This window comes from Bacillus sp. SJZ110 (genome assembly GCF_006715455.1).
In the GTDB taxonomy this organism is placed as follows: domain Bacteria; phylum Bacillota; class Bacilli; order Bacillales; family Bacillaceae; genus Bacillus; species Bacillus subtilis.
In genome coordinates this window covers 344,126-365,430 of record NZ_VFNF01000001.1, presented here as the reverse complement: position 1 = coordinate 365,430, position 21,305 = coordinate 344,126, and the positions used below count along the sequence as shown (strand labels likewise).

General features: G+C 47.1%; 20 protein-coding genes. 18 read left to right on the top strand and 2 right to left on the bottom strand.

Features of this window, described 5'->3' with window-relative positions; genetic code table 11:
* Positions 1–3: 3 nt before the first annotated feature.
* The 12 genes from FB592_RS01850 to FB592_RS01795 are packed head-to-tail and all read left to right on the top strand — an operon-like array spanning position 4 to position 12,284.
* Positions 4–1,149 (top strand): glycosyltransferase family 4 protein, encoded by a 1,146-nt coding sequence (locus tag FB592_RS01850; protein WP_141949205.1) that lies wholly within the window; start codon positions 4–6, stop codon positions 1,147–1,149.
* Positions 1,146–1,982: a glycosyltransferase EpsE gene (gene epsE / locus FB592_RS01845; protein ID WP_141949204.1), complete on the top strand. Its 837-nt coding sequence runs from the start codon at positions 1,146–1,148 to the stop codon at positions 1,980–1,982. Before FB592_RS01850 ends, epsE begins: the two co-directional genes overlap by 4 nt.
* On the top strand, positions 1,975–3,129 hold the full coding sequence (locus FB592_RS01840; RefSeq protein WP_141949203.1) for a glycosyltransferase family 1 protein: 1,155 nt from the start codon (positions 1,975–1,977) through the stop codon (positions 3,127–3,129). Before epsE ends, FB592_RS01840 begins: the two co-directional genes overlap by 8 nt.
* A complete protein-coding gene (epsG, locus tag FB592_RS01835; protein ID WP_003228259.1) occupies positions 3,126–4,229 on the top strand; it encodes a biofilm exopolysaccharide biosynthesis protein EpsG in 1,104 nt (367 codons plus the stop codon). Before FB592_RS01840 ends, epsG begins: the two co-directional genes overlap by 4 nt.
* A gap of 24 nt (positions 4,230–4,253) precedes the next feature.
* A complete protein-coding gene (locus FB592_RS01830) occupies positions 4,254–5,288 on the top strand; it encodes a glycosyltransferase family 2 protein (RefSeq protein ID WP_141949202.1) in 1,035 nt (344 codons plus the stop codon).
* Between the two features lie 4 nt (positions 5,289–5,292).
* On the top strand, positions 5,293–6,369 hold the full coding sequence (locus FB592_RS01825; protein WP_141949201.1) for a polysaccharide pyruvyl transferase family protein: 1,077 nt from the start codon (positions 5,293–5,295) through the stop codon (positions 6,367–6,369).
* Positions 6,366–7,400: a glycosyltransferase gene (locus FB592_RS01820; RefSeq protein ID WP_141949200.1), complete on the top strand. Its 1,035-nt coding sequence runs from the start codon at positions 6,366–6,368 to the stop codon at positions 7,398–7,400. Before FB592_RS01825 ends, FB592_RS01820 begins: the two co-directional genes overlap by 4 nt.
* Complete coding sequence (locus tag FB592_RS01815; protein WP_141949199.1) at positions 7,397–8,914, top strand: MATE family efflux transporter; 1,518 nt, start codon at positions 7,397–7,399, stop codon at positions 8,912–8,914. Before FB592_RS01820 ends, FB592_RS01815 begins: the two co-directional genes overlap by 4 nt.
* Positions 8,911–9,519: a sugar transferase gene (locus FB592_RS01810; RefSeq protein ID WP_014480945.1), complete on the top strand. Its 609-nt coding sequence runs from the start codon at positions 8,911–8,913 to the stop codon at positions 9,517–9,519. The genes FB592_RS01815 and FB592_RS01810 overlap by 4 nt, the downstream gene beginning before the upstream one ends.
* Entirely contained in the window at positions 9,516–10,166 is a 651-nt protein-coding gene (locus FB592_RS01805; protein WP_141949198.1) for an acetyltransferase, read from the top strand. The genes FB592_RS01810 and FB592_RS01805 overlap by 4 nt, the downstream gene beginning before the upstream one ends.
* 4 nt (positions 10,167–10,170) lie before the next feature.
* Positions 10,171–11,337 (top strand): DegT/DnrJ/EryC1/StrS family aminotransferase, encoded by a 1,167-nt coding sequence (locus tag FB592_RS01800; protein ID WP_141949197.1) that lies wholly within the window; start codon positions 10,171–10,173, stop codon positions 11,335–11,337.
* The gene (locus FB592_RS01795) at positions 11,316–12,284 is read left to right on the top strand and encodes a polysaccharide pyruvyl transferase family protein (RefSeq protein WP_141949196.1); all 969 of its coding nucleotides are present in this window, start codon (positions 11,316–11,318) and stop codon (positions 12,282–12,284) included. Before FB592_RS01800 ends, FB592_RS01795 begins: the two co-directional genes overlap by 22 nt.
* A 9-nt stretch (positions 12,285–12,293) precedes the next feature.
* Here FB592_RS01795 and yvfG read toward each other — a convergent pair whose 3' ends face one another.
* On the bottom strand, positions 12,294–12,512 hold the full coding sequence (gene yvfG, locus FB592_RS01790) for a protein YvfG (RefSeq protein ID WP_141949195.1): 219 nt from the start codon (positions 12,510–12,512) through the stop codon (positions 12,294–12,296).
* A 78-nt stretch (positions 12,513–12,590) separates the two neighbouring features.
* Here yvfG and rpoN point away from each other — a divergent pair, with 78 nt between their 5' ends.
* Positions 12,591–13,901, top strand: a complete 1,311-nt coding sequence (rpoN, locus tag FB592_RS01785) for an RNA polymerase factor sigma-54 (RefSeq protein WP_141949194.1) — start codon at positions 12,591–12,593, stop codon at positions 13,899–13,901.
* 26 nt (positions 13,902–13,927) lie between these two features.
* Here rpoN and lutP read toward each other — a convergent pair whose 3' ends face one another.
* Positions 13,928–15,619 (bottom strand): L-lactate permease LutP, encoded by a 1,692-nt coding sequence (gene lutP, locus FB592_RS01780; protein ID WP_141949193.1) that lies wholly within the window; start codon positions 15,617–15,619, stop codon positions 13,928–13,930.
* A 225-nt stretch (positions 15,620–15,844) separates the two neighbouring features.
* Here lutP and lutR point away from each other — a divergent pair, with 225 nt between their 5' ends.
* From lutR to ganQ, 5 genes are all read left to right on the top strand, one after another.
* Positions 15,845–16,567: an L-lactate utilization/bacilysin biosynthesis transcriptional regulator LutR gene (lutR, locus tag FB592_RS01775; protein ID WP_021480640.1), complete on the top strand. Its 723-nt coding sequence runs from the start codon at positions 15,845–15,847 to the stop codon at positions 16,565–16,567.
* Positions 16,568–16,746: 179 nt separating this feature from the next.
* A complete protein-coding gene (gene ganR, locus FB592_RS01770; RefSeq protein WP_141949192.1) occupies positions 16,747–17,739 on the top strand; it encodes a galactan degradation operon transcriptional regulator GanR in 993 nt (330 codons plus the stop codon).
* A gap of 140 nt (positions 17,740–17,879) precedes the next feature.
* Complete coding sequence (gene ganS / locus FB592_RS01765; RefSeq protein WP_141949191.1) at positions 17,880–19,145, top strand: arabinogalactan oligomer ABC transporter substrate-binding protein GanS; 1,266 nt, start codon at positions 17,880–17,882, stop codon at positions 19,143–19,145.
* Positions 19,146–19,184: 39 nt separating this feature from the next.
* Positions 19,185–20,441 carry a galactooligosaccharide ABC transporter permease GanP gene (gene ganP / locus FB592_RS01760; RefSeq protein WP_141949190.1) on the top strand — a complete coding sequence of 419 codons (1,257 nt, stop codon included), beginning with the start codon at positions 19,185–19,187 and terminating at the stop codon, positions 20,439–20,441.
* A 3-nt stretch (positions 20,442–20,444) separates the two neighbouring features.
* The gene (gene ganQ, locus FB592_RS01755) at positions 20,445–21,296 is read left to right on the top strand and encodes a galactooligosaccharide ABC transporter permease GanQ (RefSeq protein WP_014478026.1); all 852 of its coding nucleotides are present in this window, start codon (positions 20,445–20,447) and stop codon (positions 21,294–21,296) included.
* The last annotated feature ends 9 nt before the right edge of the window (positions 21,297–21,305 follow it).

Below are 21,305 nucleotides of genomic sequence, written 5' to 3'. Positions count from 1 at the left end.
AAAATGACGAAAAAGATATTGTTTTGCGCGACTGTTGATTATCATTTTAAGGCCTTTCACCTCCCTTATTTTAAATGGTTCAAGCGAATGGGCTGGGAGGTTCATGTCGCCGCGAACGGACAAACCAAGCTGCCGTATGTGGATGAGAAATTCTCCATCCCGATTCGCAGGTCACCTTTTGACCCTCAGAACCTGGCCGTTTATAGGCAGCTGAAGAAAGTGATCGACACCTATGAATACGACATTGTCCATTGCCATACACCGGTCGGCGGCGTTCTCGCCAGACTAGCGGCGAGGCAGGCACGGCGGCACGGAACAAAGGTGCTGTATACAGCGCACGGATTTCACTTCTGCAAAGGAGCACCAATAAAAAATTGGCTTCTATACTATCCGGTCGAGAAATGGCTTTCAGCATATACGGACTGCCTGATTACGATTAATGAAGAGGATTACACACGGGCGAAAGGACTTCAAAGGCCGGGCGGAAGGACGCAGAAAATTCACGGCATTGGCGTCAATACCGAGCGTTTCCGGCCTGTCAGTCCGATAGAGCAGCAAAGACTCAGAGAAAAGCACGGGTTCCGTGAAGATGATTTTATATTGGTTTATCCGGCTGAGCTCAATCTGAACAAAAACCAGAAGCAGTTAATAGAAGCCGCAGCCTTGCTAAAAGAAAAAACTCCTTCGCTCCGCCTTGTGTTTGCCGGGGAAGGGGCAATGGAACAAACGTATCAAACGTTAGCTGAAAAGCTTGGTGCCTCCGCCAATGTCTGTTTTTACGGCTTTTGCAGCGACATACATGAGCTGATTCAGCTTGCGGATGTATCTGTCGCATCCAGCATTAGAGAGGGCCTCGGCATGAATGTGCTTGAGGGAATGGCGGCAGAAAAACCGGCGATCGCCACAGATAATCGCGGGCATCGGGAAATCATTCGCGACGGAGAAAACGGTTTTCTGATCAAAATCGGTGACAGTGCTGCTTTTGCCCGCCGGATTGAACAGCTTTACCATAAGCCGGAGCTCTGCCGAAAGCTGGGACAGGAAGGCCGAAAAACAGCCTTGCGCTTCTCGGAGGCGCGAACGGTGGAAGAAATGGCAGATATTTATTCCGCGTACATGGATATGGATACAAAGGAGAAAAGCGTATGAACTCAGGACCGAAAGTTTCTGTCATTATGGGCATTTATAATTGCGAACGCACTTTGGCAGAAAGCATAGAATCCATTCTCAGCCAATCCTATAAAAATTGGGAGCTGATTTTGTGCGATGATGCGTCAACAGACGGCACGCTCCGCATCGCGAAGCAGTATGCCGCTCATTACAGCGACCGCATCAAACTGATTCAAAACAAAACAAACAAGCGGCTTGCCGCATCATTAAATCATTGTCTTTCGCATGCGACAGGCGATTATATTGCACGTCAGGACGGAGATGACCTTTCGTTTCCGCGCCGTCTGGAAAAGCAGGTCGCGTTTTTAGAAAAGCACCGACACTATCAGGTGGTTGGCACCGGCATGCTTGTATTTGATGAATTTGGCGTAAGAGGCGCCCGCATTCTGCCTTCTGTTCCGGAGCCGGGCATCATGGCAAAAGGGACCCCATTTTGCCACGGCACGATTATGATGAGAGCGAGTGCCTACCGCACGCTGAAAGGCTACCGGTCGGTGCGGCGGACGAGACGAATGGAAGATATTGATTTGTGGCTTCGCTTTTTTGAAGAGGGCTTCAGGGGCTATAATCTTCAGGAAGCCTTGTATAAAGTGAGGGAAGACAGCGATGCATTCAAACGGCGGTCATTTACGTATTCAATCGACAATGCCATTCTTGTCTATCAGGCGTGCAGACGCTTGAAGCTTCCTTTATCTGATTACATATATATCGCAAAACCGTTAATCCGCGCCTTTATGCCTCCAGCCGTGATGAATCGCTACCATAAAAAAAGAGTGATGAACCAAAAGGAAGGGTTTGTCAAGCATGAATAGCAGCCAAAAGCGCGTGCTCCATGTTCTCAGCGGCATGAACAGGGGCGGCGCGGAAACCATGGTAATGAATTTATATCGGAAGATGGACAAAAGCAAAGTGCAATTTGATTTTTTAACGTATCGAAATGATCCGTGCGCTTATGATGAAGAGATTTTATCTTTAGGCGGGCGGCTTTTTTATGTCCCGAGCATCGGGCAAAGCAATCCCCTTACATTTGTGAGGAATGTGAGAAACGCGATAAAAGAAAACGGGCCGTTCAGCGCCGTTCATGCGCACACGGATTTCCAAACGGGTTTTATCGCCCTTGCGGCAAGGCTCGCCGGAGTGCCGGTCAGGGTATGCCATTCCCACAATACGTCTTGGAAGACCGGCTTCAATTGGAAGGATCGCTTGCAGCTGCTCGTGTTCAGGCGGCTCATTTTGGCAAATGCGACAGCGCTGTGTGCCTGTGGAGAGGATGCGGGCAGGTTTTTATTTGGACAGTCCAACATGGAGCGGGAGCGTGTTCACCTTCTTCCTAACGGGATTGACCTTGAGTTGTTCGCCCCAAATGGACAGGCGGCTGATGAAGAAAAAGCAGCACGCGGCATTGCAGCCGATCGGCTCATCATCGGCCATGTGGCCCGGTTTCATGAAGTGAAAAACCACGCGTTCCTGCTGAAACTTGCCGCACATCTCAAAGAAAGGGGCGTTCGCTTTCAGCTCGTTCTGGCGGGAGACGGGCCGTTGCGCGGGGAGATAGAGGAGGATGCGCGGCAGCAGAATTTGCTATCAGACGTCCTCTTTTTAGGCACGGAAGAACGGATCCATGAACTGATGCGCACATTTGATGTATTTGTCATGCCGTCTCTGTACGAAGGCTTGCCGGTTGTGCTTGTGGAAGCGCAGGCGTCGGGGCTTCCATGCATCATTTCAGACAGCATTACAGAAAAAGTCGACGCCGGTCTCGGGCTTGTCACAAGATTAAGTCTTTCTGAGCCGATCAGCGTCTGGGCTGAAACCATTGCAAGGGCGGCCGCCGCAGGCAGGCCGAAGCGTGAGTTCATCAAAGAAACACTCGCTCAACTTGGCTACGATGCACAGCAAAATGTAGGAGCGCTGCTAAATGTATACAACATCAGCACGGAAAAGGACCATAACCGATGATTGTATATGCCGTCAATATGGGGATTGTATTTATTTGGTCTTGGTTCGCTAAAATGTGCGGCGGCCGTGACGATTCGCTTGCCACGGGGTATCGGCCGAATAAGCTTTTGATCTGGATTCCGCTCGCTTCACTTGTGCTCGTGTCAGGTCTCCGCTATCGAGTCGGCACGGATTTTCAGACGTACACGCTGCTGTACGAATTGGCGGGCGATTATCAAAATGTGTGGCAGATATTCGGTTTCGGCACAGCCAAAACAGCGACAGATCCGGGGTTTACCGCACTCCTTTGGCTGATGAATTTCATCACGGAAGATCCTCAAATCATGTATTTTACGGTCGCGGTCGTGACCTACAGCTTTATTATGAAGACACTCGCCGACTATGGCAGGCCGTTTGAGCTGAGTGTCTTTTTATTTTTGGGAACCTTTCATTACTACGCGTCTTTTAACGGCATCAGGCAATACATGGTGGCAGCTGTTTTGTTTTGGGCGATCCGTTATATCATCAGTGGGAACTGGAAGCGATATTTCCTGATTGTGCTGGTCAGCTCGCTCTTTCATTCGTCGGCGCTGATTATGATTCCAGTGTACTTTATTGTCAGAAGAAAAGCCTGGTCACCGGCGATATTCGGCCTATCCGCTTTGTTTCTCGGCATGACATTTTTATATCAAAAATTTATTTCTGTGTTTGTCGTTGTACTTGAAAACAGCTCATACAGCCATTATGAAAAATGGCTCATGACGAACACAAATGGAATGAATGTGATCAAAATCGCTGTTTTGGTTCTGCCGCTGTTCCTTGCATTTTGCTATAAAGAACGATTGCGGAGTCTGTGGCCGCAAATCGATATTGTCGTTAATTTGTGCCTGCTTGGTTTTTTGTTCGGCCTTTTGGCCACAAAGGACGTGATTTTTGCCAGATTCAATATTTATTTTGGTCTGTATCAAATGATCTTAGTCCCTTATTTCGTCAGGATATTTGATGAAAAATCGAACGCCCTTATCTATATCGCTATCGTTGTTTGTTATTTTCTTTACAGTTATTTGCTTATGCCGGTTGATTCATCCGTTCTGCCTTACAGAACGATTTTTTCCCGGTAATTTATGCAAGAGGAGCCGGTCATTATGGAAACACCTGCGGTTAGTCTGTTAGTCGCTGTTTATAACACAGAAACATATATCAGAACGTGTCTCGAATCACTGCGGAACCAGACAGTGGACAACATAGAAATCATCATTGTTAATGACGGTTCAGCAGACGCCAGCCCGGATATCGCCGAAGAATACGCCAAAATGGACAACAGGTTCAAGGTGATTCATCAAGAGAACCAGGGTCTCGGTGCGGTTCGGAATAAAGGCATTGAGGCGGCACGCGGCGAATTTATCGCGTTTATCGATTCAGACGATTGGATTGAACCTGATTATTGCGAGCAGATGCTCCGGGCAGCAGGCGGTGAAACTGATCTGGTCATTTGCAATTACGCCGCAGAGTTTGAGGACACTGGCAAAACCATGGACTCAGACATTGCCCAAACCTATCAGGATCAGCCGAAGGAGCACTATATCAAGGCGTTATTCGAAGGGAAGGTCAGAGGGTTTTCATGGAACAAACTGTACAGAAGAAGCATGATTGAAGCCCATCGGCTGTCGTTTCCGCTCCGAGGCGAGCTGGAGCATGTCGAGGATCAGTTTTTCAGCTTCAGGGCTCATTTTTTCGCCCGCTCAGTATCCTACGTAAAAACGCCGCTCTATCATTACCGAATTCACCTTTCCTCCATTGTGCAGCGCTATCAGAAAAAATTGTTTGAATCAGGACTTGCGCTGTATGAGGCGAATGCGGCGTTTTTACAGGAGAACAACAAACTGGAGGAGTACCGCAAGGAGCTTGATACCTTTATCGTTCTTCACAGCAGCATCTGTATGCTGAATGAATGGAAAACGAGCGGCAGCCGCCGGCTGTTTGAAAAGCTTAGAAATGTTGGCGTGATATGCGCGGACCCGGTGTTTCAAGAAAGTCTTTCAAAAACGGGTACTGCGCCTTTTGACGCAAAACGGTCATGCCTGCTTCTGATGGCGAAATACAGAATGATTCCGTTCGTCGCAATGGCATCGGCTATGTATCAGCGGGTGATCGAGTACAAAATGAGAAACAGAGGGTGAGGACATGTCGTTACAATCGTTGAAAATCAATTTTGCAGAATGGCTGCTGCTTAAGGTCAAATACCCGTCCCAATATTGGCTGGGAGCGGCAGATCAGCCGATAAAGGCCGCAGCACATCAGAAAAAAATCATACTGACCCTGCTGCCGTCCCATGACAATTTGGGAGATCACGCAATTGCTTATGCCAGCAAGGCATTTCTTGAGCAAGAATACCCGGACTTTGACATCGTCGAGGTTGATATGAAGGACATTTACAAATCAGCAAAAAGCCTGATCCGCTCGCGCCATCCGGAGGATATGGTCTTTATCATCGGCGGCGGAAACATGGGGGATTTATACCGTTATGAGGAGTGGACGCGCCGCTTCATCATTAAAACATTCCGTGACTATCGGGTTATCCAGCTTCCAGCAACGGCTCATTTTTCTGACACGAAAAAGGGGCGCAAAGAGCTGAAACGGGCACAGAAAATTTATAATGCGCACCCCGGCTTGTTGCTGATGGCACGGGATGAAACAACGTATCAATTTATGAAACAGCATTTTCAAGAAAAAACAATTTTGAAGCAGCCGGACATGGTGCTGTATTTAGACAGAAGCAAGACCCCCGCAGAACGCGACGGGGTTTATATGTGTTTGCGCGAGGATCAGGAAAGCGTGCTTCAGGAGGACCAGAGGAACCGGGTCAAGGCTGCGTTATTTGAGGAATTCGGCGAGATCAAATCCTTTACGACAACGATCGGGCGCCGGGTCAGCCGCGATACACGCGAACAAGAACTTGAAGCGCTGTGGTCTAAGCTGCAAAGCGCAGAAGCCGTCGTCACTGACAGGCTTCATGGCATGATTTTTTGCGCGCTGACAGGAACGCCGTGTGTTGTCATTCGCTCCTTTGACCATAAGGTGATGGAAGGCTATCAATGGCTTAAAGACATCCCGTTCATGAAGCTGATAGAACATCCGGAGCCAGAGCGCGTAACAGCCGCAGTCAATGAGCTTTTAACAAAAGAAACACCCCGTGCCGGCTTTCCGAGAGATGTGTATTTTAAAGGTCTGCGTGACAAAATCAGCGGTGAAGCGCAATGACCCCGCTCGTCAGCATTATTGTCCCGATGTATCATGTTGAACCATTTATAGGGGAGTGCATTGATTCTTTGCTTCGTCAAACGCTTTCTGATATTGAAATCATCCTCGTGAATGATGGAACACCGGATCGTTCAGGCGAAATTGCAGAGGACTATGCAAAACAGGATGCGAGAATCCGGGTCATTCATCAGGCAAACGGCGGGCTTAGTTCAGCGCGAAATACGGGAATAAAGGCTGCGCGGGGCACTTACATCGGCTTTGTAGACGGAGACGATTATGTATCATCCGCCATGTTCCAGAGGCTGGCTGAAGAAGCGGAGCAAAATCAGCTCGACATCGTCGGATGCGGTTTTTACAAGCAGTCATCGGACAGGCGGACATATGTAGCGCCGCAGCTTGAGGCAAACCGCGTGCTGACAAAAGGAGAAATGACTGAACGGCTTAAACATGCTCACGAAACGAGATTTATCTGGTATGTATGGCGTTATCTTTACCGCCGTGAGCTTTTTGACAGGGCGAATCTGATGTTTGATGAAGACATCCGTTTTGCGGAAGACTCTCCCTTCAATTTGTCCGCTTTTCGCGAAGCAGAGCGGGTGAAAATGCTTGATGAAGGCTTGTACATCTATCGTGAAAATCCGAACAGCCTGACAGAAATTCCTTATAAGCCGGCGATGGATGAACATCTTCAAAAACAATATCAGGCTAAAATCGCATTCTACAATCACTACGGCTTAGCAGGCGCATGTAAAGAAGATTTGAATGTGTACATTTGCAGGCATCAGCTTCCGATGCTTTTGGCAAATGCCTGTGCTTCTCCGAATTCGCCGAAAGACATCAAAAAGAAGATCAGACAGATTTTATCCTATGACATGGTGCGGCAGGCTGTCAGACATACACCGTTTCAGCATGAGAAATTATTAAGAGGAGAGCGTTTGGTATTAGCACTGTGTAAATGGCGGCTCACTTTTCTCATCAAGCTGTTTTTCGAGCAGCGGGGGACAATGAAAGGCAGTGCGAAGCAGGCATGAAATTCACGATAAACTTCAGCGCTAATCTCACGGCTTTTCTCTTGTCCGTTTTCCTGTCGGTTTGGATGACGCCTTTTATTGTCAAAACGCTCGGTGTCGAAGCGTTTGGCTTTGTTCACTTGACACAAAATGTAATTAATTACTTTTCGATTATTACCGTGGCGCTCAGCTCGGTTGTCGTTCGGTTCTTTTCTGTTGCTGCCCACAGGGGAGAGCGGGAGAAAGCAAATGCGTATATCAGCAATTATTTAGCGGCCTCTGTTTTGATTTCATTGCTGCTCTTGCTGCCGCTTGCGGGTTCGGCTTTTTTTATTGACCGTGTCATGAATGTGCCGCAAGCGCTTTTGGCTGATGTGCGTTTGTCGATTTTGATCGGCAGTTTGCTGTTTATTTTAACGTTTCTGATGGCGGGTTTCGGTGCTGCACCCTTTTATGCCAACCGCCTTTATATCACCAGTTCCATTCAGGCGGTGCAAATGCTTATACGTGTGCTGTCTGTGCTGCTCCTGTTTGCATGCTTTGCGCCGAAAATCTGGCAGATCCAGCTTGCAGCTTTAGCTGGTGCTGTCATTGCGTCTGTGCTGTCTTTCTATTTCTTCAAAAAGCTGATTCCGTGGTTTTCGTTTCGTATGAAGGATCTTTCATTCCGCACAAGCAAGGAGCTGTTTCAAGCGGGCGCATGGAGCTCCGTCAATCAAATCGGCGTCCTGCTTTTTTTGCAGATTGATCTGTTAACCGCCAATTTGATGCTTGGGGCGTCCGCATCCGGGAAATACGCGGCGATTATCCAGTTTCCGCTGCTTTTGCGCAGCTTGGCCGGAACGGTCGCATCCCTGTTTGCGCCTATCATGACTTCATATTATTCAAAAGGCGATATGGAAGGATTGATGAATTACGCCAATAAGGCAGTAAGGCTCAATGGTCTTTTGCTTGCACTTCCTGCTGCCTTATTGGGCGGATTGGCGGGACCTTTTCTGACAATCTGGCTTGGACCGTCCTTTTCGTCGATAGCACCGCTTTTATTTATTCATGCCGGATACTTGGTTGTCAGCCTCGCCTTTATGCCGCTGTTTTATATATGGACCGCTTTTAATCAACAAAAAACACCGGCGATTGTTACCCTGCTGTTAGGTGCGGTGAATGTGGTGCTGGCGGTCACGCTGAGCGGGCCGGCTCATCTCGGTCTGTACGGCATAACATTGGCAGGGGCCATTTCTCTTATTTTAAAAAATGCCATCTTTACGCCGCTTTACGTATCCCGCATTACAGGCTGCAAAAAGCACGTGTTCTTTAAAGGCATCATCGGGCCTCTTTCAGCCGCTGTGTTTGCCTGGACGGTCTGTAAGGCAATTCAGTTCGTTGTGAAGATTGACAGCTGGCCGTCACTGATAGCGACGGGAGTGACAGTCAGCTTTTTCTACGCTGTTTTCGCTTTTATGCTCGTTTGTACAAAAGAGGAAAGACAGCTGGTATTAAAACGGTTTCGAAAAATGAAAGGAGCTGTGAATCTTTGATCCTGAAACGACTTTTTGATCTGACGGCCGCCATTTTTTTGTTGTGCTGTACGAGTGTGATCATTCTGTTCACCATCGCCGTTGTCAGGCTGAAAATAGGATCACCTGTCTTCTTTAAGCAAGTAAGGCCGGGCCTGCACGGCAAACCGTTCACCCTATATAAGTTCCGGACAATGACGGATGAACGAGACAGTGAGGGAAATCTGCTGCCCGATGAAGTCCGGCTGACGAAAACGGGCAGGCTGATCAGAAAGCTGAGCATTGATGAGCTTCCGCAGCTCCTGAATGTCCTGAAGGGCGATCTTAGCCTTGTCGGGCCGCGCCCGCTTTTGATGGACTATCTGCCTCTTTATACAGAAAAACAGGCGCGGCGCCATGAGGTGAAGCCGGGTATCACAGGCTGGGCGCAAATCAATGGCAGAAACGCGATTTCCTGGGAAAAGAAATTTGAATTAGATGTTTGGTACGTTGACAACCGGTCATTTTTTCTCGATTTGAAAATTTTATGTTTGACGGTGCGAAAGGTCCTTGTTTCAGAAGGGATTCAGCAAACCAATCATGTGACCGCGGAACGGTTTACCGGAAGCGGAGATGTGTCCTCATGAAAAACGTGGCCATTGTGGGTGACGGCGGTCACGGAAAGGTGATCAGAGAGCTGATAAACGTCCGCTCAGATACGCGCTTAGCCGCGGTGCTGGATGATAAATTCAAAACGTTCGAAGGCGGAAAAGAATGGTACACAGGACCGCCGGAAGCCGTTACTGAACTGCGCAGGCTCATTCCTGATGTGCTGTTTCTGATTGCTGTTGGGAATAACAGTGTCAGAAAACAGCTGGCGGAGCGACTGGGACTGAGGAAAGACGATTTTATTACATTGATTCACCCGTCAGCCATCGTCAGCAAGTCTGCTGTCATTGGGGAAGGGACAGTGATTATGGCGGGCGCGATCATTCAGGCGGATGTGCGCATCGGCGCTCATTGCATCATCAATACGGGTGCAGTGGCAGAGCACGACAATCAGATCAGCGATTATGTCCATCTGTCTCCGCGTGTCACGCTGTCAGGAGCGGTTTCCGTTCAGGAAGGCGCTCATGTCGGAACCGGTGCATCCGTCATACCGCAGCTTACAATCGGGGCTTGGAGCATTGTCGGTGCCGGCTCCGCGGTGATCCGTCCCATACCGGACAGGGTAACGGCAGCCGGTGCTCCGGCACGCATCATTTCTTCCATTCAAACATCAAACAAAGGATGATTCTATGCATAAAAAAATCTACTTATCTCCCCCTCATATGAGCGGCAGGGAGCAGCACTATATTTCAGAAGCCTTTTGCTCAAACTGGATCGCGCCGCTTGGGCCGCTCGTGAATTCATTTGAAGAACAGCTGGCAGAACGAGTCGGTGTAAAAGCAGCAGCTGCGGTCAGCTCAGGAACAGCGGCGATTCATCTCGCGCTGCGTTTGCTTGAGGTAAAAGAAGGTGACAGCGTGTTTTGCCAGTCCTTCACATTTGTAGCAACCGCCAATCCGATTTTATATGAAAAAGCGGTGCCCGTCTTTATTGATTCTGAGCCTGATACGTGGAATATGTCGCCGACAGCCCTTGAAAGAGCATTGGAGGAAGCGAAAAGAAACGGAACACTGCCAAAAGCGGTGATTGCCGTCAATCTATATGGGCAGAGTGCGAAAATGGATGAAATCGTAAGCCTGTGTGATGCATACGGAGTTCCTGTCATTGAGGATGCAGCCGAATCTCTGGGTACAGTCTATAAAGGGAAGCAAAGCGGAACTTTCGGGCGCTTCGGCATTTTTTCATTTAACGGGAACAAAATCATTACCACATCAGGGGGAGGGATGCTCGTTTCAAATGATGAAGCCGCAATTGAAAAAGCAAGATTTCTCGCTTCGCAGGCACGAGAGCCGGCTGTTCATTATCAACACAGTCAAATTGGACATAATTACAGGCTGAGCAATATCTTAGCCGGCGTCGGCATTGCCCAGCTTGAGGTGCTGGATGAGCGAGTGGAGAAAAGAAGGACCATTTTCACGAGATACAAAAATGCGCTCGGTCACATAGCCGGCGTCCGCTTTATGCCGGAGTACGCAGCAGGCGTATCCAATCGCTGGCTCACCACGCTCACACTTGATAACGGGCTCAGCCCATATGACGTCGTTCAACGTCTTGCTGAAGAAAACATTGAAGCCCGTCCGCTGTGGAAGCCGCTCCATACCCAGCCGCTGTTTGATCCGGCTTTATTTTATTCTCATGAAGATACAGGAAGCGTATGCGAAGATCTGTTCAAGCGAGGAATCTGTCTCCCATCGGGGTCCAATATGACAGAAGATGAGCAAGACCGGGTCATTGAAGTGCTACTGCACGTATTCCAAACTGCCGAGGTGAAGAAATGGACAGCAAGCATTCGATGATCAGCCTAAAACAGAAACTGTCCGGGCTGCTCGACGTCATTCCGAAACAATCAGAGATTATATATGCTGACTATCCTCTATATGGGAATGTAGGGGATTTATTTATTATGAAAGGAACAGAAGCCTTCTTTAAAGAATACGGGATTCGGGTCAGAAAACGCTGGAATCCTGACAATTTTCCAGTCGGGCGAAAGCTGGATCCTAATCTCATCATCGTCTGCCAGGGAGGCGGAAACTTCGGGGATCTGTATCCGTATTATCAAGGCTTTAGAGAGAAAATCGTCCAAACCTATCCGAACCACAAAATTGTGATCCTGCCGCAATCGATTTATTTTCAAAACAAAGACAATCTCAAACGGACGGCAGAGATATTTTCTAAGCATGCGAACCTTCACATCATGACAAGGGAAAAAGCCTCCTATGCTACGGCACAGTCTTATTTTTCAAGAAATCACATTCAGCTTCTGCCTGATATGGCTCATCAGCTGTTTCCCGTCATTCCCACGCAGCAGCCGTCCAATCAAAATCTGAGATTTATCCGAACAGATCATGAAGCAAACCAGGCGCTTCAGGAACACGCAGAAGCGGAAAGCTACGACTGGCGCACGGTGCTGTCAGCTTCAGACCGCCGGACGATTGCTTTTCTCCAAACGCTGAACGTCTTGAATAAAAAAGCAGGCAACCCTTTGCCCATTGCGTATATATGGGAAAAATACTCGGATTATATCGTCCAAAAAGCGATTCGGTTTTTCAGCCGTTACGAATCGGTGGAAACATCAAGGCTGCACGGCCACATCCTGTCTTCTCTTCTTCAAAAAGAAAACACGGTCATTGATAATTCCTACGGGAAAAACGCCAATTACTTTCATACCTGGATGGAAGGCGTGCCAAGCACCCGTCTCATCCAGCACGCCTCAAAGAAGGAAAACCTTCCTGCTCACATGTGAGCGGAAGGTTTATTTTGATTCTCCACGTTTAACTTTGTTGTATGCTTCATCTAAATGCTGAATCCGTTTCAGGACAACTGCGTTTTTCGTCAGCTGGTCCTGCACTAGTGTTGAGACGACGGAACGGTAGTAGCTGTTCATCGCGTGGATTTTATCCTCAGACTGATTCATTTTAATATGCTGTTTTAAATTCTCAATAAAATAAGGGACGGAAAAAAGTTCAGACATTTCTTTGGCAGCTCCTTTTTCATAAATGTATACGGTGTGATCTCAATCATGTACAATGAAGAAAGGGGAGTGAGCATGATGGATATGAAACTTCAGCAAGTACAAGTATTAAAGCCTCAACTGACACAGGAGCTCAGGCAGGCCATCACACTGCTTGGCTATCATTCGGCAGAACTCGCCGAGTACATTGATGAGCTCTCACTGGAAAACCCTCTTATTGAACGAAAGGAAACAGACACACCGCCACTATCTTACCATAAAACAAACAAAAACAGGATGAATGCACAGGAAGCGGGCCTTCAATTAAGTGATCCGCAAAAAACATTGCAGGATGCGTTAAAACAGCAGTCACTCGATATGAATCTGACAAACACTGAAAAAAAGATTTTTAATTATCTGATTTATTCGCTTGATTCAAATGGATACTTGGAAGAAGATGTGGAGGAGGCAGCACGGCGCCTATCTGTATCGGTTAAGGAAACGGAGGCTGTTTTGGCAAAACTCCAGTCATTAGAACCGGCTGGAATCGGCGCGAGATCTTTGCAGGAATGCATCCTTCTTCAATTACAGCGGCTGCCGAACAGAAATGAACAAGCGGAAATGCTGGTTTCAGCTCATTTTGATGCTTTTGCGCAAAAAAAATGGAAAGCGCTTTCAGTGGAGACGGGAATTCCGCTTCATACCATTCAAGATATCTCAGATGATATCGCGGCTCTTCATCCTAGACCTGGCCTTCTGTTTGCCCGGCCAGAGCAAGATGTGTATATTGAGCCTGACATTTTTATCACCGTAAAAAATGGGCACATCGCAGCGGAGCTGAATACCCGCTCGTTTCCCGAGATCGATCTGCATCCGCAGTACAGAACGCTTTTATCATCCGGCTCCTGTCAGGATACTGTCTCCTATTTATCTGCGAAATATCAGGAGTGGCGCTGGCTGAGCCGCGCGCTGCGGCAGCGAAAACAGACAATCACGAGAATTATCAATGAACTGATCACACGCCAAAAGGATTTCTTTCTGAAAGGGCGAAGCGCAATGAAGCCGCTGACTCTCAGAGAGGTGGCGGACTGTCTAAGCCTTCATGAATCAACTGTGAGCCGGGCCATTAAAGGGAAAACAATACAAACGCCTTATGGGCTGTTTGAGATGAAGCTCTTTTTCTCAGCAAAAGCCGAGGCTTCAGGAGAGGGAGATGCGTCGAATTATGCAGTCAAAATGCATCTTGAAGACCTGATCAATCAAGAGGACAAAACAAAACCGCTTTCAGACCAAAAGCTTGTCGATTTGCTGTATGAACAACACGGCATCCAAATCTCGAGACGCACCGTGGCAAAATATCGCGATCAAATGAATATTCCGTCATCGGCAGCGAGAAAGCGATATAAATAAAATCCTCCCTAGACGGGAGGATTTTTTTAAGGAATCATCCAGCTGAATATGTGATGCTGCAAAAAGGTGATGATACAGACGAGCAGCAGCAAAAACAGACTGTGTTTAATGGTAAAGCGGAAAAGATCTGACTCCTTTCCGGCGAGTCCTACCGCGGCGCACGCCACCGCTATCGACTGCGGTGAAATCATTTTTCCTGTGACACCGCCTGAAGAGTTGGCGGCCACAGACAGAACGGGGTCCATGCCGACTGATAATGCGGTGACTTTCTGCAGGTTGCCGAACAGCAGGTTGGCGGAAGTATCCGAGCCGGTAATGAAGACGCCGAGCCAGCCGAGGACGGGCGAAAAGAAGGTAAACATCGAACCTGTCAGCGCGAGTGTCATCCCGAGTGTCGTGCTCATTCCCGAGGAGTTGGTGACATAGGCAAAACCAACGACAGAAGCGATGGTCAAAATCGGAAGCTTCAATTCCTGGACTGTTTCTTTAAAAACGGTTCCCCAGTCTTTCCACGAAATCGCCGTGATGAACTTTGACAGCACTGCGGCAATCAATATCGCGGTGCCGGCTGAACCAAGCACCTCAAGCTTGTAAACCGCCTCAATCGGCGTACCGTCAGCATTGACAATCTGATTGTTCAAAAAAGGCACACCGGGGGCAAAAGTCAGTTTTTCTCCAACAGCATTCAGCCACTTCAAGAACACCGCAGAGCCTTCATAATGCCCGGTTAGTGCAGATTTGACAGATGGAATGCCCCATACGGAAATCATCGCCGTCAGCAGCAGAAATGGCGACCAAGCCTTAAAAATCTGTCCGCCGCTGTACGCAGGCGCCGCCGGATTTGTGCGCGCCGTTTCAATTGAGGCGGCCGACTCTTGTTCACCGGCAAACCGGAATGTTGTTTTCGGCTTCCACCATTTCAAAAACACAGCAAGTGCAGCCATTGAAACAAGAGCTGACAAAACATCGGGCAGCTCAGGCCCTAAAAAATTGGAACTGAGATATTGAACAACAGCAAAGGAAACACCAGATACGAGAATCGCCGGCCAGATCTCCAAGGCTTTCCTGAACCCGCTCATGATGATGATTAAATAAAGAGGAATAAATACGGATAAAAACGGCAGCTGCCGCCCGACCATTTGCGAAATCTCCATCGCCGGAATCCCTGTCGGCCCTTCTACGGCTGTAATTGGAATCCCAATCGCCCCGAAGGCAACCGGCGCCGTATTGGCGATCAAACAGATCCCCGCAGCATAAAGAGGATTAAAGCCGAGACCGACCAGCAGCGCGGCAGAAATGGCGACCGGCGCTCCGAAGCCTGCTGCCCCTTCTAAAAAAGCCCCGAATGAAAAAGCGATCAAGAGAGCTTGAAGCCGTCGGTCATCAGTAATCGAGAGAACAGAGCTGCGAATGATATCAAACTGTCCCGTTTTCACAGTGATTTTATACAAAAAAACAGACGTCACAATGATCCAGCCGATCGGCAACATTCCGTATACGGCTCCTTGTGTCGCGGACATCAGCGCTTTTTCCGCAGGCATCCGATAAACCAATACAGCAATGACAAGGGCGATCCCCAATGTGGCCAAGCCTGCTGTATACCCCTTCATCCGTTTAATCGCGAGTGCCCAAAAAAAGAAAATAATCGGTACAAGTGCGGCAAGCGCTGATAATAGCAAATTTCCCCCTATAGGCGTATATGCCTGTGTCCATTGCATCCCAAACCCCTCCTTGAAACATAAACTGGCCATATGTAAGCGGTTTCTATAGATGATATGATCATCTGATGACTGGGTAATAAGACCAGTTACCTAGCATTATATTTTGAAAAAAATCAAAGTACAAGACTTTTTGACAAAATAGTCAAAATCTTTTGGCGGCCCACAAAACAGAGTATAATAGATCGTAAACAGCCAGACCTACAAGTTACGGGGTGAATTGCATTGAAATACAAACAGATTAAAACAAAAAAAATATATGAAGAAGTAGCAGATGCCCTATTAGATATGATCAAAAACGGCGAATTGAAGCCGGGGGATAAACTGGACTCTGTACAGGCGCTTGCTGAGAGCTTTCAAGTCAGCCGTTCAGCGGTTCGCGAAGCACTTTCTGCGCTAAAAGCGATGGGGCTTGTCGAAATGAAACAGGGAGAAGGCACGTATCTGAAGGAATTTGAGCTCAATCAAATCTCTCAGCCGCTCTCAGCGGCCCTTCTGATGAAAAAAGAGGACGTCAAGCAGCTGCTCGAGGTCAGAAAACTGCTTGAAATCGGCGTGGCTTCACTAGCGGCTGAAAAAAGGACAGAAGCAGATCTCGAAAGAATTCAGGATGCACTAAAGGAAATGGGCAGCATTGAAGCGGACGGGGAGCTGGGAGAGAAAGCAGACTTCGCATTTCATCTTGCGCTTGCGGACGCTTCTCAAAATGAACTTCTTAAACACTTGATGAATCACGTGTCATCATTGCTGCTGGAAACAATGAGGGAAACGAGGAAAATCTGGCTGTTTTCCAAGAAGACCTCCGTTCAGCGGCTGTATGAGGAGCACGAACGGATTTACAATGCTGTGGCTGCCGGGAACGGTGTACAGGCGGAAGCCGCCATGCTGGCGCATTTGACGAATGTGGAAGATGTGCTTTCGGGATATTTCGAGGAAAATGTGCAATAACCAACTCATTTCCCGGGCAATTCCGCCGGTTCCGAATGATACGAACAACTGAGACTGAGCCGCAAATGGTTCAGTCTTTTTACATGGAAGCCAGAGGGCTTTGTGCACTTGACATTTGTGAAAAATAAAGTAAAATATTTTACTAAAACAATCCGAGCTGAATAATGGAGGCAGATACAATGGCGACAATTAAAGATATCGCGCAGGAAGCGGGATTTTCAATCTCAACCGTTTCCCGCGTTTTAAATAACGATGAAAGCCTTTCTGTTCCTGATGAGACACGGGAGAAAATCTATGAAGCGGCGGAAAAGCTCAATTACCGCAAAAAAACAGTAAGGCCGCTGGTGAAACATATTGCGTTTTTATATTGGCTGACAGATAAAGAAGAATTAGAAGATGTCTATTTTAAAACGATGAGATTAGAAGTAGAGAAACTGGCGAAAGCATTCAATGTCGATATGACCACTTATAAAATAGCGGATGGAATCGAGAGCATTCCTGAACATACGGAAGGGTTTATTGCCGTTGGCACATTTTCAGATGAAGAGCTGGCTTTCCTCAGAAATCTCACTGAAAATGGCGTGTTCATCGATTCAGCTCCTGATCCCGATCATTTTGATTCGGTAAGGCCCGATTTGGCACAAATGACAAAGAAGACGGTAAACATCCTGACTGAGAAGGGGCATAAGAGCATCGGTTTTATCGGCGGCACATACAAAAATCCGAATACCAATCAGGATGAAATGGACATCCGTGAACAAACCTTCAGATCCTATATGAGGGAAAAAGCCATGCTGGACGAGCGCTATATTTTTTGTCATCGCGGATTCTCTGTAGAAAACGGCTACCGCCTGATGTCAGCAGCGATCGACACATTAGGCGATCAGCTTCCGACTGCTTTTATGATTGCAGCGGACCCGATTGCAGTGGGCTGTCTGCAAGCCCTGAACGAAAAAGGAATTGCCATACCAAACAGGGTAAGCATTGTGAGTATCAACAACATCAGCTTCGCGAAGTATGTCTCGCCTCCTCTGACGACGTTTCATATTGATATACATGAATTATGTAAAAATGCTGTTCAATTACTGCTTGAACAAGTGCAGGACAAGAGAAGAACGGTAAAAACATTATATGTGGGCGCAGAATTAATCGTCAGGAAGAGTATGAATTAAGGATGACTTAGGACACTAAGTCATTTTTTATTTAGGTAAAAAAATTTACTCCGTGAGGTAAATAGTTTGTTTACACATTTTCTCAGGCGTGCTATATTATCTTTAAAACGCTTTCATTTCTACCGAAAGGGTGACAATCAATGAAAATGGCAAAAAAGTGTTCCGTATTCATGCTCTGCGCAGCTGTCAGTTTATCCTTGGCGGCTTGCGGCCCAAAGGAAAGCAGCAGCGCCAAATCGAGTTCAAAAGGGTCAGAGCTTGTTGTATGGGAGGATAAAGAAAAGAGCATCGGCATTAAAGACGCCGTTGCTGTGTTTGAAAAAGAGCATGATGTGAAGGTCAAAGTCGTTGAAAAACCGTATGCCAAGCAGATTGAAGATTTGCGAATGGACGGACCGGCCGGCACAGGCCCTGACGTGTTAACAATGCCAGGGGACCAAATCGGAACCGCTGTCACGGAAGGATTACTCAAGGAATTACATGTCAAAAAAGACGTTCAATCACTTTATACTGACGCTTCCATTCAGTCTCAAATGGTAGATCAAAAGCTTTATGGACTGCCAAAAGCGGTCGAAACGACTGTGCTTTTTTACAACAAAGATCTCATCACAGAAAAGGAATTGCCCAAAACGCTGGAAGAGTGGTACGACTATTCCAAAAAGACAGCTGATGGCAGCAAATTTGGCTTTTTAGCCCTATTCGATCAAATTTATTATGCAGAAAGTGTGATGAGCGGATATGGCGGATACATTTTTGGAAAGGACAAAGATGGGAGCTATAACCCGTCAGACATTGGAATCAATAATGAAGGAGCTGTCAAAGGTGCGGCGCTGATTCAGAAGTTTTACAAAGATGGCCTGTTCCCGGCTGGCATTATTGGAGAACAAGGGATTAACGTATTGGAATCGCTGTTCACAGAAGGAAAAGCCGCCGCAATTATTTCTGGTCCATGGAATGTAGAAGCCTTTTCGAAAGCAGGAATCAATTATGGCATTACGAAACTGCCGAAGCTGGAAAATGGGAAAAACATGAGCTCCTTTATCGGCGTCAAAAGCTACAACGTCAGTGCATTTTCAAAGAATGCAGAGCTGGCGCAAGAATTAGCCGTTTTCCTGGCAAATGAAAAAAATTCTAAAACACGATATGAAGAGACGAAAGAAGTTCCTGCTGTGAAATCCCTAGCCAATGACCCGGCTATTATGAAAAGCGAGGCGGCACGGGCTGTTACTGAACAATCCCGTTTCTCAGAGCCAACCCCAAATATTCCGGAAATGAATGAAATATGGACGCCGGCTGATTCAGCATTACAGACGGTTGCAACAGGGAAGGCAGATCCGAAACAAGCATTGGATCAAGCCGCTGAAACGGCCAAAGGACAAATTAAGGCAAAGCACAGCGGAAAATAAAGAGAAAGCTAGATTTGTATTGTAAGAGAGGTGAAAACGGTGCAGCATCGTCAAGTCGCTTTGTTGCTTTCTATCATTCCGGGACTCGGGCAATTTTATAACAAGCAATGGATAAAAGGTATTGTCTTTCTTTTCTTAGGCGCATCGTTTTTTGCGGTCTTTGGAGATCTGCTCAATATGGGGTTTTGGGGAATCTTTACACTGGGAACAGAAGTGCCGCGGGATAATTCCGTTTTTCTGCTGGCGGAAGGGATTATTGCTGTCATCGTGACCTGCTTTGGCCTTGCGGTGTATTATGTGAATTTTCGCGATGCGTTCCAAAGCGGAAAACAGCGTGATGAAAATAAGCCATTAAGTTCCTTAAAGGAACAATACCAGCATATCATTTCTGAGGGCTATCCTTATGTCGTCAGCGGCCCATCTTTGTTTATTTTAATTTTCGCCGTGATCTTTCCTATCTTATTCAGCTTTGCATTAGCGTTTACAAACTATGATTTGTATCATTCTCCTCCTGCAAAATTAATTGATTGGGTCGGTTTTCAAACGTTCGCGAATATTTTCACAGTTGATATTTGGAGGTCGACTTTTTTTGATGTACTGGCTTGGACGGTGGTTTGGACACTTGCTGCATCCACACTGCAAGTCAGCTTGGGGATTTTTCTCGCGATCATTGTGAACCAGAAAGACCTTCGGTTTAAACGTTTTTTTCGGACGATTCTGATTTTGCCATGGGCCGTTCCCGGTTTTGTGACGATTTTAATTTTTGCGGGGCTGTTTAATGATAGCTTCGGTGCGATGAATCATGACATCCTGGCTTTCTTCGGGATAGATCCGCTTCCGTGGATGACAGATGCCAATTGGTCGAGGCTTGCGTTGATTCTTATGCAGGGCTGGCTTGGATTTCCGTACATCTTTCTCGTCTCAACAGGCGTATTGCAATCCATCCCGGACGATCTGTATGAAGCAGCTACGATTGATGGCGCTTCTGTCTTTTCAAAGCTGAGATACATTACGCTTCCAATGGTGTTCATTGCAATGGCTCCGATTATCATTACCCAGTTTACGTTTAATTTTAATAACTTTAATATTATCTATCTATTCAATGGCGGAGGTCCGGCTGTAACCGGATCAACAGCCGGCGGGACAGATATCCTCGTTTCATGGATTTATAAATTGACAATGCAGTCAAGCCAATATTCTCTTGCTGCGGCTTTAACCATTTTATTATCTGTATTTGTTATCTCCATCGCATTGTGGCAATTCAGACAGACAAAGTCTTTTAAAGAGGGGGCATAAGGTATGCTGGCAGATATGAAAGTCAGGAAATATATCCGTCTCCTTTTCTCTTACTTGTTGCTAGCCTTTATGGCGGTCATCATTGTTTATCCTCTCCTTTGGACGGCAGGCGCAAGCTTTAACCCTGGCAACAGCTTAATCAGTACATCCATCATTCCGAAGCATCCGACATTCGACCATTACAAAGAATTATTTGCGGGCAAGGAAAGCCTTCAATATGTGCAGTGGTATGTCAACTCTATGAAGATCAGCCTGTTTACAATGGCAGGGTCTTTGCTCTGTGTGACGTTTACAGCCTATGCGTTTTCGCGCTTTCGCTTCAAAGGCAGGAAATACGCTTTAACGCTCTTTTTATTGCTGCAGATGATTCCTCAGTTTTCAGCTTTAATTGCCTTGTTTGTGCTGGCGCAAATCTTGGGAATGATCAATAGCCACTGGCTGCTAATCTTGCTTTATATCGGCGGCCTGATCCCGATGAATACGTATTTGATGAAAGGGTACATGGATTCCATTCCGATGGATTTAGACGAAAGCGCCAAGATTGACGGAGCCAGCAGCACCAGAATCTTCTTCCAGATCATTCTGCCATTATCAAAACCGATGGCGGCAGTCGTGGCCATGAACGGCTTTACAGGTCCGCTCGGAGATTTTGTGCTGTCCTCAACCATATTGAGAACGCCTGAATCATATACATTGCCCGTCGGTCTATTCAATTTAGTGAATGATGTCATGGGGGCCAGCTATACGACATTTGCGGCCGGAGCCCTGCTTATCAGCATACCGGTTGCCGTCATCTTTATCATGCTGCAAAAGAATTTTGTGTCCGGATTAACCGCAGGCGGAACGAAGGGTTAAGAGAACAAG